Origin of the sequence: Dyadobacter sp. (assembly GCF_039919315.1) — a bacterium.
Classification (GTDB): domain Bacteria; phylum Bacteroidota; class Bacteroidia; order Cytophagales; family Spirosomataceae; genus Dyadobacter.
The window spans coordinates 18,091-34,863 of sequence record NZ_JBDSFX010000057.1; the positions used below are offsets into that span (position 1 = coordinate 18,091).

Consider the following 16,773-nt stretch of genomic DNA (forward strand, 5'->3'; position numbering starts at 1 on the left):
AAATATTCAAGATATATGAATACGAAAATTTTAAAATATTTGCTTTCAGTGGGACTGGCGATCGGGATTGTAACCGCTTGTAAGGACTCATTTCTTTCCAAAGACCCACAAGGGCAGTATAGCCCTACAGCCCTTAAAACTCCAAGTGGGGTAGAAGGTTTGCTGATCGGAGCTTACGCGATGATCGACGGACAGGGATTGGACGGTCAGGATTCGTGGAACAATGACATCCAGAGCTGGGTATTTGGCGGATTGGCATCTGACGATTCTTACAAAGGAACGGATGCGGGTGACCAGCCGGAACAGTCATTTATTGAAAAATATGACTTCCAGCCAACCAATAACCACATTAAAAACAAATGGCGCGGACTTTATAAAGGAATTGCCAGGACCAATGATGTGATCAATACTTTGTCAGAAGTAAAAGAAGTAGGCGATACCAGAAGGAAACAGATCATTGCGGAAGCCAGGTTCTTACGCGGGCTTTTCCACTTTGAAGCAAAGAAAATGTGGAAAACCATTCCATACATTGACGAAACTGTTTACAAGCTGGATGATCTGGAAAGTACCAAAATTCCCAATGACAAAGACGTTTGGCCGATGATTGAGGCAGATTTTAAAGCTGCGTCAGAAGGTCTTCCTGAAACACAGTCTCAGGTGGGACGTCCTACAAAATGGGCTGCACTGGCATTTCTTGCTAAAACTTACATGTACCAGGGCTGGAATGTGACCACTGGCGTTGCCAATACTGCCGTATTGCAAAAAGCGAAACCTATATTGGAACAGATCATTGCGTCAGGTAAATTTTCGCTTGCACCCAAGTTTGAGGATAACTTCCTGATCGCAACCCGTAACAATGCTGAATCTATTTTTGAAATTCAGTATTCAGTTTCCAGTGCCTCTGGTGATGCGGCTGACGCAGGTGTAGGTTTGGCTCACCCATACATTGACCCATGGGGATGCTGCGGATTTTACCAGCCTTCTCAAAATCTGGTCAATGCATTCAAAACAAGTGCGACCGGTCTTCCGCTTTTGGATACTTTTAATGATACCGATGTCAAAAACGACCAGGGATTGAAATACTCAGATCCGTTTACGCCTGATGCAGGTACATTGGATCCGCGTTTGGATCAGACTGTGGGCCGTCGCGGTATTCTTTTCAAGGATTTCAAAATCCATGGAAGTGATTTCATACGTGATCCAACATACGCGGGCCCCTATTCTCCTAAGAAACACATTTCAGAAAAAGCAGGTTTCGGTATCAACGGCTGGGGTAACCTGTCGAGTAATAACTACCGGATCATGCGTTATGGAATGGTGTTGCTATGGCTGGCAGAAGTTGAAGTAGAGTTGGGTGGCCTTGAGAATGCGAGAAAGCTGGTTAACCAGATCCGTACAAGAGCTGCTAACCCTGCTGGTTTTGTGAAAAAAGCGGTGCAAGGAACAAAATCACGAGACGACTACACCGTACTGAATGAACCTGCTGCAAATTATCTGATCAAAACTTATGATGCGCCATGGGCTGATGCCGCAACTGCGCGTAAAGCGGTGAGATTTGAAAGCCGTCTGGAGTATGGTATGGAGGGACACCGTTTCTTCGATCTTCAGAGATGGGGTATAGCGGCAGAAACTTTGAACAAATATGTGACCGTTGAAGCAACCAAACGTGTTTACAAAAAGGGAGCCGTGTTTACAAAAGGTAAAAACGAATATTTCCCAATTCCACAGGAAGCCATTGACCGTTCCTACAAAGCAGGTGTACCTACACTGACCCAGGATCCGGCATATAAATAATTTGGTTAATGTAACCAGTATTTGTTAAGCGTTTGTAGTCTAGAAAAGCCTCTGCACCCGATCTGCAGAGGCTTTCTTACTGTGTATCCGTTAATTAATCCTGATCTCCTGAGAAGGTTTTTCAGAACCTGGGATAATGGGAAGCGTCAAATGAAGAATGCCATTCACATATTCGGCCTGAATGTTTTCGGTATCGACCGTCTGGTCGATCATGAAAGTCCTTTCAAATGAAGTCTTGCTGAATTCATGGCGTATCCAGTTTCGGCTATCTTCCTGCTCTTTCTTTAACTCATAAGAAACTGTCAGTTCGTGGCCTTTCACGCTGATTTTGAAATCATCCTTCTGTCTGTCGGGAGCGAAAACCAGCAACTCGTAACTGGTTTCGCTTTTCACAATGTTGACGGGAACTTTATACTCCCGGTTTGGGCCAAATGACCTGCTGAAATGTTCGTGGCGCATTCCATACCCACGATTTCCATATCTGTTATTACACATAGTTGTTTTTGTTTTGAAGTTTAAAATTTTTGAAATCCTTCGCTGGAAGGAGTTTCTGGTTTGACGCTGTCGTTTTTGAAGTGGTCGTAACGTTGTTTCCATTGATGGCCACAACCCGAATGTCCGTAGTGCTGGGACATGCGTTGATGAAACCTTTCTCCAACTGTCAAATGGAGACTGGCTGCGGTGATCAGCGCTACGCTGATACCGAGCAGCATGCGGGTGCTTCTTTTCATGATTTATATTTTTTGAGGATTGTGATTATAATGATCTCTTAGTCCTTCCTTTTGTTCAAAATCGGTGTAATGGTCGTAACGATAATCATGTCGCCAGCGACCTCTCCACCTTCTTCCGGCGAAAAGACGAAAAAGCAGACCTATAAACAGGAAGACGAAAAATGCTTTGAAAAGCAAAAACGGAATGGCGAACAACAAGAATCCACCGAGGATCCCCGCAACGATTACTTTTAAAACTGGTGCGAACATGGCTTTTAAGTTTTTGATGTACAGTATGATAGACGTTCGAGGTGGAGAATTACTTTAACGGATTTGAAAAAATAAAAAAAGCCCGACTTGTGGCCGGGCTCGTTGGATATCTACTCATTCTCAGGAGGTTTTCCGCATCGGTTTCGTATTTCCTGCCGAAATTTAAGGCGGTCTTCGGCGCTCATTTCCCGCCACTTGTTTCGCCATTGCGGACCGAAGGATTGTTCACCAGAATCAGGGTCTTTGAATTTCTCCCAATTTCCCCAGCGTCTTGGCCCGCCACCTTTCGGTCCTCCGAAATTTCCGAAAAGTACCCGACATAGCACAAGTAATCCCACCGCTTGCCAATAAGATATCGTGTTGACGTTTAACAGGGCAGGCAAAATAGCATTCCATAGGAACCGGACGATAGCCCCCAGCGCCAATGCGGCTAACACCGCAAAAACGGGCATCGCGAAACGCATTTTGTATCTATGTGGCTGGTTCATGATTGACAAATTTAATAATTTACAAATTCCTGATACAAAGTTTCAAGCCGCTCGCGCAAATGACGAACTGCATAACGTTTACGGGAAATAAGCGTTTTAATGTTTTCGCCCGTACGGTCTGCAATTTCCTGGAATGTCTGATCTTCCAGCTCATTCCAGACAAATACCTGACGTTGATTTTCGGGCAACTCTGCGAGTGCGATGCCGAGCTGCTCCCAGAACAGCTCCTTCATATATACCGTTTCCGGTGTACCGTCATCGGCGAGCAGAATATCTTTGAAGTAGAATTCACCGTCTTCGTCCTCATAGCCATAATCTTCCAGTGAATCGGGTTTTTGTTTCCGGTACTTATCAATGATCCGGTTACGGGCTACCCTGTACAGCCAACTCCCAATTTGCTCAATCGCCTCTATTTCAGGTACACTACTCAATTGAAACCAAACATCCTGAAGAATATCTTCCGCGTCCTCGTCCGTGTTAACGCGTTGCCGGATAAATCCCAGCAACTGCTTACTATAGGAAGTGACCGTTTGAATGATATTTGGCTTCTTTTGCGACAAACCGAAAGTTAATGATTAGTAACAGGTTGTTAGACGGCGGGCAAGCGAAAATACTTTAAGCAAAAAGGTATTTTTATTGACGATAAGGTCTTATCAATGGTATTTATTAGTAAAGTACAACAATGTGTCAATTGTACTGTTTTAATCCATGTGTCAAATTTCAAACTACTTGTTGTACTATTGCTATAAACGTATAACTATTTTAATATTTATAGATAACAACAAAAAGAACTTTCAAAAGCTGAATAGTGCCTTATTGACTTGTATTTAGAATGTTGACTAAATTTGAATCATCAAACGGAGCAAAAGGGTAACCAAAGCACAAGTTTGAAAGAACTTTAAGTACTAATTAAGTGAATATCTGAAAAGTACAATTAGTTAATTTAATTCAGACATTAAACATTCAAAATAAAATGAAAAAAGCAATCTTGACAATCGCAGTTTTGGTGGGAGTATCAGCTGCTAATCTTTCTATCGCTGGTGATAAAGCCAAAGAAAACAATGCATCAATTGAACTGGTTTCTTCAAGCGAATTGAAATTCAAATTGACTCTTGAAACAGTGAAAGAGAGATCTTCTCTGATCATTAAGGATTTTAACGGAGACACTGTCTACAGCACCTCTCTTCCAAAATCTGAGAATTACTCAAAAATCTTCGATCTATCGAACCTGGCTGATGGTAACTACAGCTTTATCATCAACAATGGCAGCGAAATTTCTTCAAAACCATTTGTGATCTCAACTGAAACAAAACGTCAGGTTACAGCGGTTATTAAATAACCACTAGTCTGCAAAATTTAGGTTTTCAACGTTATTTCGATAAAAAAGGCAGTCTCAACTTGTGGGACTGCCTTTTGCTTGTTTATAACTTGCTACCTTAATAGGCCATCATCTGGTTTTCCTTGCTACTCTGGAAAGCCAGGTCAATCACGCGGGTAGTGCGAAGAATTTCTTCCGGCTTCACTGCCAGCTCCGCACCATTGACAATAGCATCATATACATTCTGGTAGAACGGCGCATAATCGCCCGCTTCGCTTTCGATTGTTCCGGTAAATGCTTCACTGTATAATTTCCCCCAGCGATCCGCAGGTTCTACACCCCATGGTTTCGCTGTGGGTAGTATGTTCTTGCGTAATGTTTCTTCCTGAGGATCCAGTCCGCCTTTGATAAACGAACCTTTTGTTCCGTGAAGCTGATAACGCAAATGGTTTTCATACACCATCAGGCTGGATTTCAGAATGATCAGTTTGTCATCATATCCCAATCTTACATCGAAATAATCGTCGATTTCACTGTTGGGCCTTACGGTACGTATTTCAGCAGTTACCGTTTTGGGCTCGCCAAACAAAACCAACGCCTGATCGATCAGGTGAGGCCCGAGGTTATATAAATTACCGCCGACATCCACTTTCTTTTCTTTCCAGGATTCGGTAGGTACCACCGGTCTGAAACGGTCGTACCTGCATTCGTACTCAACAATGTCTCCCAATTTATCTTCTTCGATCAGCTTTTTGATCGTCAGAAAATCTGAGTCCCAGCGGCGGTTCTGATAGGCTGTTAAAACGAGACCTTTTTGCTTGGCGAGTTCCACCAATTGCATTCCCTCTGCTTCTGTGGCTGCAAATGGTTTTTCGATCACAACATGTTTGCCATTTTCCAATGCATCCATGGCGTAGGAAAAGTGGCTTGCATTGGGTGAACAAATGAACACCACATCAATCTCCTCATCGCTCAATAATTCCTCGACCGATCGTGCATTACCGATCGACGGATCGAACTCCTGTGCTTCATTTTTACTTCTTTCGACCACCGTTTTAATCCTGAAATTCGGATTGGTACTCAGAAACGGAGAATGAAAATATCGTCCGGATAAACCGAAAGCAATTAACCCGACATTGAGAATTTTTGAAGGCATAGTTTTAAATTTAGTCTTTGTGGCAAAGTTAACTTCTAACGACATATGACCAACGGCCAGTTTTAGTTTTATGCCGTTGTATCCTATTTGAGTTTTGAATTAATGACATTATATTTGACTAATACTAAATGCTTTCGCCATGACAACGGAGGAGAAGAAAATTGACCTTATCGGCAAAATTGTCAATCTGGAAAGCGATAAGATCATCGACATGGTTAACGAACTGTTAAACGGTACCAGTGAAGAAGCTGTGTTGAGAAAGGCAGGCTGGGGAAAAGGCATGGTGAACTATGTTTCCGAAGATTTTGATGATTTTATTCCACCAGGCTTTGCGTAAAAATGCCAAACTACCTCATTGATACACACATTCTACTCGGGCATTCGGAAAACGATACAAAGCTATCCAAACCAGTTCTTGCGGAACTCAATTCTCCAAATTCAAGGCTGTATGTAAGTCAAGCTACTTACTGGGAAATGACCATTAAAAAGGGTCTTGGCAAACTCAATCTAACAGTTTCGATTAGCGAATTTTATTTGTCAGCCATCGAAAACTCATTTCAGCTGCTCCCTTTTGACATTACTCATTATCAGACGCTCGAAACTCTTCCACAATATCATAGTGATCCTTTTGATAGGATGATCGTTGCTCAGTCGATTGCGGAAGACCTGGTGATCATTACTCAAGACGAAAAGTTCAGCCTGTATAAAGAACTAACAACTATTTTTTGGAACTAGGCCCAGCAAGTCCTAAGGCAGCGCAAAAGCAACAAACTTGTCGCCCGACTTAGTATTCAGCTTTCCACCGCCACAAGCTATGACGATATATTGGCGACCATTCACGGAATAGGTACTGGGAGAAGCATATCCGGCAGCGGGTAATGTGGCTGTCCAGAGGATTTTTCCGGTTTCTTTTTCAATCGCGCGAAACTTTTCATCCCGGCTGGCTGCAATGAATATCAGGTTACTGGCCGTTACCAGCGGGCCACCGTAATTATCCGTGCCGGTGGGTGGTATGCCTTTGTCGGTGAGTGCTTTATACTCACCGAGCGGTATTTGCCAGCGACGTTGACCGGTGTTCAAATCCACGGCAGTAAGTGTGCCCCATGGTGGCTGACTCACCGGGTAGCCATTTTTATCATACCAACGATTGTACCCGGTATGCTGGTAAGGTACCGTTCCACTTTTTGCGGTTACCAATGCATTATTATCACTTTTATTGAAGAGAAAATCAACAATTGCCTTTCGCTCAGCTTCTGAAATATGCGAAAATGACGGCATCATGCCTTTCCCTTTTTGCAGAATGGCATGTACCTGATCAGTTTTTAATCTTTTATCAACATTAGCGAGCGAAGGATACGAACCATCGTGGTTACCCATTTTGTCGGCTCCGTGGCAGGCGGAGCAATTCATTTGGTATAAATCCGCGCCGGTAACCCCTTTTTTATCGCTAATAACTTCTTTACGGACTAGGGAAGTATACACCGGTATTTCCTTCGCGGGTACATATAGTATGCCTTCCTGATCCGTAGCAGCACCTCCCCATTGCGCACCACCGTCGGTTCCGGGATAAAAAATCGTCATGTCGCCGGTAATGGGAATGTACGCACTGCCTGTTCTGGCTTTACTGAGCAGGCCTGCCAGTGAATCGCGGTCCGCTACAAATGAGTTCAGATTCTCCTTGTGGAAAGACTGACGGGTAAATGGCACAGGCAATGTTGGAATCGGCTGGGTTGCACTGGGTTTTTCGCCGCTCATGGCATCCATTACAAAAGCCGTTTCCTTAATCGGGAACAGTGGCTTTCCTGTAACCCTGTCAAATACAAAAACATAGCCTTGCTTGGTGATCTGCACGACGGCATCAACTCGTTTGCCCTGATGTGTAACCGTAACCAGATTCGGTGGGGCAGGAGGGTCGCGGTCCCAAATGTCGTGATGTACCAATTGGAAATGCCATAACCGCTTACCAGTTGCAGCGTCCAGGGCAATGAGGCAATTCGCGAATAGGTTATCACCCGGGCGGTTCCCGCCGTAAAAATCATAAGCTGCTGAGCCCGTCGGAATGTAAACAATGCCACGGCCGCGGTCAATCGCCATGCCGGCCCATGCATTGGCGCCTCCAAAGTTCTTGCGCGCGGGCTGTGCTTTCCAGGTATTATAGCCGTATTCTCCCTGCGCAGGTATGGTGTGGAATGTCCACGCGAGCTTACCCGTGAGCACATTGAATGCACGTACGTCGCCCAGGAGTGCTGTCTCGGATTCTGCGACACGGGTACCGACGATGATCAGGTTTTTGTAAATCGTATTAGGTGTGTTGGAAGTAATGTAGTCATCAGCGCCCGGACGTTCAATGCCGGTTTTCAGGTTGATTTTTCCTTTTTCCCCAAATGATTCAATGAGTTTGCCGGTAGCAGCATTCAATGCATACAGCCATTTCCCTGCGCCTAAGAAAATCCTTTTGTCAGTCCCTTGTTCCCAGTAAGTTAGCCCGCGGCTGGTTGTTCCGCCATTGTCTGTCAGGCTGGTTTTCCATATTTCTTTGCCGGTTGCCGCATCAATAGCAAAAGCCTGCGTACCTGCCGATACGCCGTAAAGAACGCCGTTTATAATGATAGGGTTGCATTGGATCTGGCTTCGGTTACCAGTGGTGTCCGCACCACCGGAAGCGTAAGTCCAGGCGACTTTCAGCTGTCCCACATTATCTTTGCTAATCTGAGTTAATGGGGAGTAGTGGCTTCTGGCGCCATCGCCATGATACTCCGGCCAGGAGGTGTCTCCCGGATCCGGAAAAAGTAAAAAGCCGGTAAGGATCAGAAAAATTCCGGAGAGGATAATCGGTGCTGACTTCATTTGCGACAATTCGAAGTATGGTTTAAGCCTCAGCCCATAATTCCTTCACTTTTTGCAAATCACGCTTCATAGCATCAAATACCACTTTTTTATCGACCGTAATCTTGTCAGCGCCCTGGTCAGCCCCGCCTAGTGGATATTCGAGGTGCAAGCATACCGGCACATCGATTTTGAGGTCTTTGATTAATTTGAAATACGTTTTAAAATCCACCATTCCTTCGCCCATCGGGACACTTTTCACGGCCCATTTTCCAGTATTGTTTTTCTCCCAGACAAAATCTTTGATGACAATGGTTTTGATGTTAGGCCTGATCAGATTAAAACCGGTTTGCCAGGAAAGTCCGCCTTCCACCGTCGCGTGACGAATGTCGTATTGTGCCCCCATTGTTTTGGCATCAGCTTTTTGGAGGATATTCCAAATCTCAAACATGGAGGCACCTACCATTCGTCCAGAGTGATTCTGGTAGCAGCCTGTCAATCCTATTTTGCTGTTCAATTGGCTTAATCCAGCCATTTTTACCTGATAGTCTGCCAGCAGTTCAGGAATGCTTTTTTGATCATTGTATTTGTACCAGTTCATCCTGTAGTACTTGAAACCCAGTTTGGCGGCTGTTTCCAGTACATTTTTATCAAGAGGATTACCGGCATCTTCCACCGCGGTACAGAACATGAGTGGTGAGAAGCCTACTTTTTTCATCGCTTCGACAGCCATAGGAAGGTCTGTTTCAACCTTTTCAGGCAGAACGTGGCCTTTTGGACGAACCGTGAGGTCGATACCGTCAAAGCCTAGTTCTTTTGCCGCTTCTGCCATATCCTGGTAATTCAGGAATTGCAGGTGCTTTGAAAAAATATTGATCTTCGGCGTATCGGCCAATGCGGTGTGACTTTTTGAAAATGCTTCATTGGTCAGCATAGGGATGGCGCTACCGGCCAGGGCGCTGTTGATCAGGAAATTGCGGCGGGAAATCTGAATGGACATGGTTAAGACTTTGAGATCACAAAAATGTGTTTTCCTTTCTGTTTCAATGCTTTACTTACTAAAACGATCCTCTGTACCGGATGACTGTCCCATTTGGTTTTGAAACTGTTGTATTCCATGCCTTCGGTCGATGGGAATTCTTTGGTTACAGTCCAGCGTTTAGTGTCATAAGTGAGAGAAACCGTTTTTTTACCGGAAGAAGTAAAAATGATTTTTCCGGGAGTTTCCAGATTTACGGCGCAAACCGTCATTAATATTAGGCGCGGACGGCGATGTTTCACAAATTTCTTCCAAATGTCACCACCGTTAGTTAATTGATATGGGTTTAGTTTGCTAGTAATCAGTTAGATAAAATCCCCTTTTGGTAAATGATCGCCTCATTCTACAAATTTCAAAAAATTAAAGTTATAGGTTTACCGAGGTTACAAAATAAGGTTGTAACAATAATCAGAGTAACTGCATCCCCGCAAATTTTATCGCCAGTGTTTAAGTTTTTCATCTGCTAAAACAAATATGGCAGCCAGTTTAAAAGGCCGGTAAACCGTTATTTCGCGGGATATCGATATCTCGAACTCAACATAACAATTGTAAAGATTTCACTTTAACGTCCCGTAAGGACGATGGAACAACTATATTTTAAATATCCCTCATCCATGAGAAACTATTACACACTAAAAAACGATATAACAAACAATCAAAAAGCCGTGTCACTAAAAGTACTTAACACTTTTAGCAGGGTCTTTTGGATCCTGATCGTATTAAGTTGCGCCGACACCCACGCACAGAACGTAACCTATCAAACCTTATATACCGGCCCCACTTTCGATAACCGGTCGATCAATCAAAATTTACCGGTTGGAAGTATCCCCGGGAGTGCAAATGTGGCTTCCGGCAGTGCTAGTTATGCTATATCATTGGCAGTGCCGCCGGGCACAAATGGTATTGCGCCAACTGTCTCGGTGAACTACTATTCTTTGGGAGGGAATGGCGTTTTAGGCCAGGGATGGGGTATTGGTGGTTTGTCAGAAATCACCCGTAGTACCCGAAATATGTATTTCGATAATGAAACAAACCCTGTTGTAATGACAAACAGTGACAGGTTTGTTTTGGATGGGTCCCGGTTGATCGCCAAAGTGGGCAATTATGGAGATCCAAATACAACATATGGAACTGAAAGTGAAAACTTTGCGACCATCACTTCCAAAAGCACCCAAGGAGGCGGGCCTCAGTGGTTTGAAGTTCTTACAAAGGATGGTATCAAGATGGAGTACGGGAATTCTCCGGATTCAAGGCATACCGGCCAAAATGCGACTGTTCTTACTTGGGCATTGTCTCGCATAGTATATCCCGATGGAAATTATATCTCCCTCAAATACAAAGCTGTAAGCTTCGCTTTGCTTATAGAAGAGGTCAACTACACTGGTAATGCCGCTCAATCACTAGACCCTTATAATCAAATTAAGTTCGACTACAAGATCCGAACCATTGATGAAAACGCGGGTTTTGAAAATGATACGCGCATAGAAAGTAAATACTTGCTGGATAAAGTTACTACTAAAACCAGTGGGGTAACTGTCAAGACCTATCAGTTCAATTATGGTCACGATAATATCAATTCTTATCTGAAAGAGGTCATTGAATCAGGTTCCGACGGCACTTCCCTGAACGCCACTATTTTTAAATATGGGGACGCTCCTGCCGAATTTAGCACTGTTACCACAGATGGCTACGACAATCCCTCCTCTACAACCATTACAGGGGATTTCAATGCGGACGGGCTAACTGATTTTCTGGAAGCCAGCCTGATCCCCAATCCGTCCGTATATCGGATGACGGTTTATACTAAGTATCCTGCTTACAATGCAAAACCGAACGATTTTTATGTTGGCAATGTGACGGATGCCCCTGTTACTTACAGCGTAGTCAAGAAGCAAAGTATCCCCAATTCCTTCAATTTTCTCGCCTATGATTTTACGGGTGATGGAGCGGATGACGTTCTGATGACCAACATTGCAGGCGCTGGACAAAATCGTACACTGACCAGTTTGCGCATATACCGCACCGTCCAAAACTATGATTGGGAAACCAATGCCCAGCTTGTCATCCAGTTTGACCCGCTGACGATATCGCCTTATACAGGCTACTCAAAAATTCACTCAAGCGGCCACTTCATTTTTCCGGGAGATTATGACGGGGACGGAATACAGGATATCCTTACCATGCTCGGAAGTAATGCGGTTAATTACAACTGCCATTTGTACAACGGTAAAGTCCAACCAGATTTCGGGTCAATTGTCATTTCGGGGACGCATTTATTTGAAACAACCGATTGGGCGACCGCTGACAAAGTGCATATCGTTGATTTCAACGGGGATGGAAAAAGTGATATCATGCTGATCAAAGGCACTAATTGCGAAATTTTCACTTTTGATGGGTGGACTGCGCGCCGTATCCATTTTTCAACCAATATTTTAACCAAAGACCACCTCAGCTATTTTGGTGATTTCAATGGCGACAGAAAGACAGACATCCTTGCCAAATTGACAACCTCGGGAGCGTGGAAGGTGGTAATATCTAATGGAGTTGGTTTCTATGAATCTCCCTTTACTTTTAATACTACACCCGATACAGATCCATTCCTGGGAGACCAATTGGCGATTGCCGATTTGAATGGGGACGGTAAATCGGATATTTACCACGGCTGGCAATTAATTGCCTCACCAACGGCTAACTATGATGTATATTACGGAAAAGGATATTCGAATGCGGGAGCGGCTTTTTGCCGTATAAACAGCACGTATACTGTTAATTTAGGTGCTCCGCCTCCCATGATAGGTGACTTTAATGGCGACCGGAGAGCTGATGTCATCAATTTCAAGAATATCAATAGCCCAATGGATGTTTTCAACTTCAAAAAGGAGGGCAGGGAAAACATGCTCGAAAAAGTAAAGAACGGATACAATCATGTTACGGAGTGGAACTACAAAAAGCTGACCGATGAAAATGGGTTTCATATCCGTGGAAATCTTACAGCCTACCCTTTAAATGCAATACAGCCAGCACTTTACGCAGTGTCCGATTTCAAATTGCAAAACGGGATCGGTGGCAATAGCACCATTCAATATACTTATGAAGGCACCAAGCTCCATCGGGCTGGAAAGGGCTTTCTTGGATTCAGTAAGATAACTACTAACGACCTGACAACAGGGATCAAAACGGTTGCAGAAAATGAATTCAATACGACTTATTATGCGACCGTTCCTTACCGGACTTCCACCTACCTGGCATCTACAAATGCGCTGCTCAGTCAAACCACCAATACCAATGTATTCGTAACCCCGACAGCTAAACGCTTCTGGGTCCAGACTACCAATGTCTTTGAAAATAACACATTTGAAGGTCGGTCAACCACAATAGGTAATGTTTACGATAATTACGGCAATGTCACGCAAAGTACGGTTAACAATGGGGTTGAAACGAATGTCACTAACACCATCTATGGGGCATATCCGGCTGGTATTCTGAACAAACCAACTTCTGTCACTGTCTCGAATACACGATCGGGCCAGCCTGCGTACACGATTTCGACAGGTTATGGATATAACGGCATTGGCCAGCTGACTTCCAAAACAGATTTTGCAGGACTGCCGAAAAGTGTGGTTACCACTTATGAGTACCACCCCCTCGGTAACCTGAAAAAGACAACCGTGAGCCCCGCCGGTCTTCTAGCAAGAGCTACCTCCTCTGTTTACGATACCAAAGGGCGCTATCCGGAAACCACGACGAATGAGCTCGGTCAAACCTCTTCGGCAACGTATGATCCCAAATGGGGAAAGCCACTGACCCTGACCGGAGTGGATGGTTTGGTAACAACAATGGAGTACGATGCCTTTGGGTGGGAGAAGAAAACCACATTGCCGGAAGGTTATTCGGTAACCCAAAACTATGGCTGGGACGTTTCAGCTAATTCGGTCTGGTATTCGAACACAATTCATCCTGGCAAGCCGGATGTAAAAACGTGGTATGACCTGTTGAGAAGGGAAATCAAAACTGAACAGGAGGGTTTCCAAGGACAAGCCATCACCCAGGTCAAAACCTACGATACCCGAGGCAACCTTTCCACATCGACCGATCCTTATAAATCCGGCGAACCGGTACTAACCACCACCACGCAGTACGATGCCTATAACCGGGCCTTCAATATCAGCAACAACGGGCCATTTGGCACTACGACCATTGGTTACGCCTACGCGGCAGGCAAGCTGACCACCACGACCACTGCTCCCGCAGGTGTATCTTCCAAAACGACCGATGCGAGCGGCCAGGTTGTCAGCGCGACAGACAATGGAGGTACATTGGCCTACACGTATTACAGCCACGGGGGGCTCAAAGAAGTAAGTAATGGTGCTGTGATTACAAGCAGCCAATACGATTTGCAAGGCAGGCAAACTTCGCTGACCGACCTCAACGCCGGGACGACCATTTATGATTACGATGCCTTGGGGCAGCTTTACAGCCAGACCAATGCCAACAGTAAAACGCATACGATGCAATATGACCTGCTAGGCCGGAACATCAACCGCACTGGCCCGGAAGGCACAACGATCAACGAATATTACCCATCAGGCAGCGGGGCTTCAACCAATCAATTGAAAAAAGTAACCGGCTTTGCTGGTAATGTGGAGGAGTACACCTATGATGCATTGGGAAGGTTGCAGACAGCCAAACAAACTGTGGATGCAGCTGCTTACACCACCACCTATGGCTATAACGTTTACGGCGACATGACCTCCGTGTTGTATCCGTCCGGCTTTGGTACCAACCATGCATACGATGGCAATGGTTATCCGCTCACCATCAAAAACAGCACGAACGCCGTAACGCTTTACACCAATACCGGCATGAATGGCCTGGGGCAAAACACTGGCTATTCGCTTGGAAATGGCAAATCTTCGGCAATCACCTACAATTATGGGATACCCAAATTGTTCACTACGGCTGGTGTACAAAACCTGGAACTGACCTGGGATTATCCCAAAGGCAACCTGGACAAGCGAAAAGATTACATCAAAGGCAAAGAAGAGAGCTTTACGTATGATAATCTCAACCGGCTCCTGACTGCGACCGTTTTAGGTAAACCTGCGCAGGTAACTTCCTACACAGCCTCAGGAAACATAACCGCTAAGAGTGATGCCGGGCAGACATTCAACTACCACGCCATAAAATTGAATGCGGTGACGGGTATCATTTCACCCACGACCGCGATTCCGCTGCTAACCCAGGAAATTACATACACCGCATTCTACCAGCCGGAAAAAATTACCGAAGATGGCTCAGGCCAGCCTTATGAGCTGACTTATACTTACGGTGCAGATTATCAGCGGCTAAAAGGTGTCATGAAAAAGAACAATGCGCTGATTAATACGCATTACTACTTTGGAAGCTATGAGAAAGATGTTACCCCTGGCATCGCCGACAAGCATTTGCATTATATCAGCTCCCCAGCCGGGCTGATCGCCATCGTGATCCGGGAAAATGGCAACGATCAATACTACTACACGTATAACGACCACCTGGGTTCGCTGCTCACCATGACAGCGATAAACGGAACTGTGCTGCTGGACCAGAACTTCGATGCCTGGGGCAGGCTTCGCCATCCTGCCAATTGGGACTATGCCAATGTTCCGGCACCGACGAGTTACCTCTACCGCGGTTTCACCGGACACGAGCATTTGACGAATTTCAATTTGATCAACATGAACGGGCGGTTGTATGACCCGGTGGTGGGGAGAATGTTATCTGCGGACAACTATATTCAGGAACCCGGCTTGACGCAGAGCTATAACCGGTATAGTTACGCGCTCAACAATCCGCTGGTGAATACAGACCCAGACGGACAGTTTTGGCAATACGTAATTGGCGGTGCCGTAGGTGGTATTTCTGGCTGGCTGTCCGGACGATCTCAGGGATTAAAGGGATGGGATATGTTTGATAACATTATTGCAGGGGTGGCAGTGGGCGTAATAACAGCGGGTGTTGGTGAAGGTATAACAGCAGGATTTTCTCTTGCAGCCCAATCGGGAATCTCCTCAGCGAGTGTAGCCGCTTATGGGACTGCCGGTGCTGTAAGCGGTGCACTTTCGGGAGCATCAATGGCTGCGATTAATGGAGGAGATATCGGAAAAGGGGCTCTTTGGGGAGGTGTTTTTGGAGGACTGGGCGGTGCTGCGGGAGGTTACTTAAAACACTTACAATTTAAAAGTGCCGTTTTTAATAGCAGCAGTTATCTTGCAGAATGTAAAGATTGCGCAGCCATGTTCCCGGGTGTCAGCGGCAACTGGCTTGATCCTGTCTACATTACTGGGCAGCGAACTCTGGCAACTGGAGCGGTGCAGCCTAGCTATTTCTTTGAGGAATTGGTCATCAGTAATGCATTTGGGAAACTCGCAGGAAGCTTTTTAGGCTTTGCAAACACGCTGAAATTTGGTATTAATAGCGAAGCTAAGCTCGCAACAAATGGTATAAAACTCGCTAGACGGCTTGCTAGTGAAGCTCAGATGTCTGAAAAAGGAATTACAATTATTGGCCCTGGAAAAGTTAGAGATGCGGGACGACTAGCTCAACAATATGGCGGCAAGGCATCAGATTGGGTAAAAAAATCAAGTTCTTCTTTCACTCAGAATAGAACTTCATTTGAAACTCATTGGTATGAGAACATTAAAAACGGTCTTCGGACAGAATATAAAACCAAATTTAAATAGAGATATGAAAGTAGAGTGCATCAGGACATCCCTCGATAATCCACCATTAGATAGTATTAATCATAATTTAGATGAATACTTAACAATTGGTGATTCATTCTTAGTTTACGGAATCCGTTTTGCCGAAAGTGGTAGATATGTTTATATCTATGACGGCAATCATTTAATTGAGGCCCCAATTTCCCTGTTTAAAATAATTCATGATTTGACACCTAAGTGGAAAATAAAGATTTGGGAAAATATGGAAATTACATTTTGGCCAGAATTATTCTACGAATCCGACTTTTTAGAAAATTTTGCCGAAAGAGAATCAGAGGAAAGGCAGCTATTTAGCGATTTGCAATTGGAAATCGAAGAGAGATTTGATTAGCTTGGACTAAAACACAAATGACAATTATTAGCGGATTAATACCATCCATTTGTATCATTTTGGCGTCACTATCTTCGAAA

The 16,773-nt window shown here is 44.7% G+C and carries 15 protein-coding genes; 6 read left to right on the plus strand and 9 right to left on the minus strand.

Going from position 1 to position 16,773, the window contains the following annotated elements:
• Window positions 1-15 precede the first annotated feature (15 nt).
• A complete protein-coding gene (locus tag ABIO93_RS16085; RefSeq protein ID WP_348069422.1) occupies window positions 16-1,794 on the plus strand; it encodes a RagB/SusD family nutrient uptake outer membrane protein in 1,779 nt (592 codons plus the stop codon).
• 90 nt (window positions 1,795-1,884) lie between these two features.
• Here ABIO93_RS16085 and ABIO93_RS16090 read toward each other — a convergent pair whose 3' ends face one another.
• From ABIO93_RS16090 to ABIO93_RS16110, 5 genes are all read right to left on the minus strand, one after another.
• Window positions 1,885-2,289: an Hsp20/alpha crystallin family protein gene (locus tag ABIO93_RS16090; protein WP_348069424.1), complete on the minus strand. Its 405-nt coding sequence runs from the start codon at window positions 2,287-2,289 to the stop codon at window positions 1,885-1,887.
• 20 nt (window positions 2,290-2,309) lie between these two features.
• Entirely contained in the window at window positions 2,310-2,525 is a 216-nt protein-coding gene (locus ABIO93_RS16095) for a hypothetical protein (RefSeq protein WP_348069426.1), read from the minus strand.
• 3 nt (window positions 2,526-2,528) lie between these two features.
• Window positions 2,529-2,774: a hypothetical protein gene (locus tag ABIO93_RS16100; protein WP_348069427.1), complete on the minus strand. Its 246-nt coding sequence runs from the start codon at window positions 2,772-2,774 to the stop codon at window positions 2,529-2,531.
• A 110-nt stretch (window positions 2,775-2,884) separates the two neighbouring features.
• Window positions 2,885-3,262 carry a hypothetical protein gene (locus ABIO93_RS16105; protein ID WP_348069429.1) on the minus strand — a complete coding sequence of 126 codons (378 nt, stop codon included), beginning with the start codon at window positions 3,260-3,262 and terminating at the stop codon, window positions 2,885-2,887.
• A gap of 11 nt (window positions 3,263-3,273) precedes the next feature.
• Complete coding sequence (locus tag ABIO93_RS16110; RefSeq protein ID WP_348069431.1) at window positions 3,274-3,822, minus strand: sigma-70 family RNA polymerase sigma factor; 549 nt, start codon at window positions 3,820-3,822, stop codon at window positions 3,274-3,276.
• Between the two features lie 413 nt (window positions 3,823-4,235).
• Here ABIO93_RS16110 and ABIO93_RS16115 point away from each other — a divergent pair, with 413 nt between their 5' ends.
• Window positions 4,236-4,601 carry a hypothetical protein gene (locus ABIO93_RS16115; RefSeq protein WP_348069433.1) on the plus strand — a complete coding sequence of 122 codons (366 nt, stop codon included), beginning with the start codon at window positions 4,236-4,238 and terminating at the stop codon, window positions 4,599-4,601.
• A 97-nt stretch (window positions 4,602-4,698) separates the two neighbouring features.
• On the opposite strand, the gene ABIO93_RS16120 is transcribed toward ABIO93_RS16115, so the two are convergent.
• A complete protein-coding gene (locus ABIO93_RS16120; protein ID WP_348069435.1) occupies window positions 4,699-5,736 on the minus strand; it encodes a Gfo/Idh/MocA family oxidoreductase in 1,038 nt (345 codons plus the stop codon).
• 139 nt (window positions 5,737-5,875) lie between these two features.
• On the opposite strand from ABIO93_RS16120, the gene ABIO93_RS16125 reads away from it, so the two are divergent.
• Window positions 5,876-6,073 (plus strand): hypothetical protein, encoded by a 198-nt coding sequence (locus ABIO93_RS16125; RefSeq protein WP_348069437.1) that lies wholly within the window; start codon window positions 5,876-5,878, stop codon window positions 6,071-6,073.
• 2 nt (window positions 6,074-6,075) lie between these two features.
• Window positions 6,076-6,471, plus strand: a complete 396-nt coding sequence (locus ABIO93_RS16130; protein WP_348069439.1) for a type II toxin-antitoxin system VapC family toxin — start codon at window positions 6,076-6,078, stop codon at window positions 6,469-6,471.
• Window positions 6,472-6,483: 12 nt separating this feature from the next.
• Here ABIO93_RS16130 and ABIO93_RS16135 read toward each other — a convergent pair whose 3' ends face one another.
• From ABIO93_RS16135 to ABIO93_RS16145, 3 genes are read right to left on the minus strand one after another with little or no spacing between them, the layout of a single operon-like run.
• Entirely contained in the window at window positions 6,484-8,583 is a 2,100-nt protein-coding gene (locus ABIO93_RS16135) for a PQQ-binding-like beta-propeller repeat protein (protein WP_348069441.1), read from the minus strand.
• Window positions 8,584-8,605: 22 nt separating this feature from the next.
• Window positions 8,606-9,562, minus strand: a complete 957-nt coding sequence (locus ABIO93_RS16140) for a TIM barrel protein (RefSeq protein ID WP_348069443.1) — start codon at window positions 9,560-9,562, stop codon at window positions 8,606-8,608.
• 2 nt (window positions 9,563-9,564) lie between these two features.
• A complete protein-coding gene (locus tag ABIO93_RS16145) occupies window positions 9,565-9,843 on the minus strand; it encodes a hypothetical protein (protein WP_348069445.1) in 279 nt (92 codons plus the stop codon).
• A 372-nt stretch (window positions 9,844-10,215) separates the two neighbouring features.
• Between ABIO93_RS16145 and ABIO93_RS16150 the strand changes: the two genes are divergently transcribed.
• On the plus strand, window positions 10,216-16,323 hold the full coding sequence (locus ABIO93_RS16150; protein ID WP_348069447.1) for an FG-GAP-like repeat-containing protein: 6,108 nt from the start codon (window positions 10,216-10,218) through the stop codon (window positions 16,321-16,323).
• Window positions 16,271-16,693 (plus strand): hypothetical protein, encoded by a 423-nt coding sequence (locus ABIO93_RS16155; RefSeq protein WP_348069449.1) that lies wholly within the window; start codon window positions 16,271-16,273, stop codon window positions 16,691-16,693. Before ABIO93_RS16150 ends, ABIO93_RS16155 begins: the two co-directional genes overlap by 53 nt.
• The last annotated feature ends 80 nt before the right edge of the window (window positions 16,694-16,773 follow it).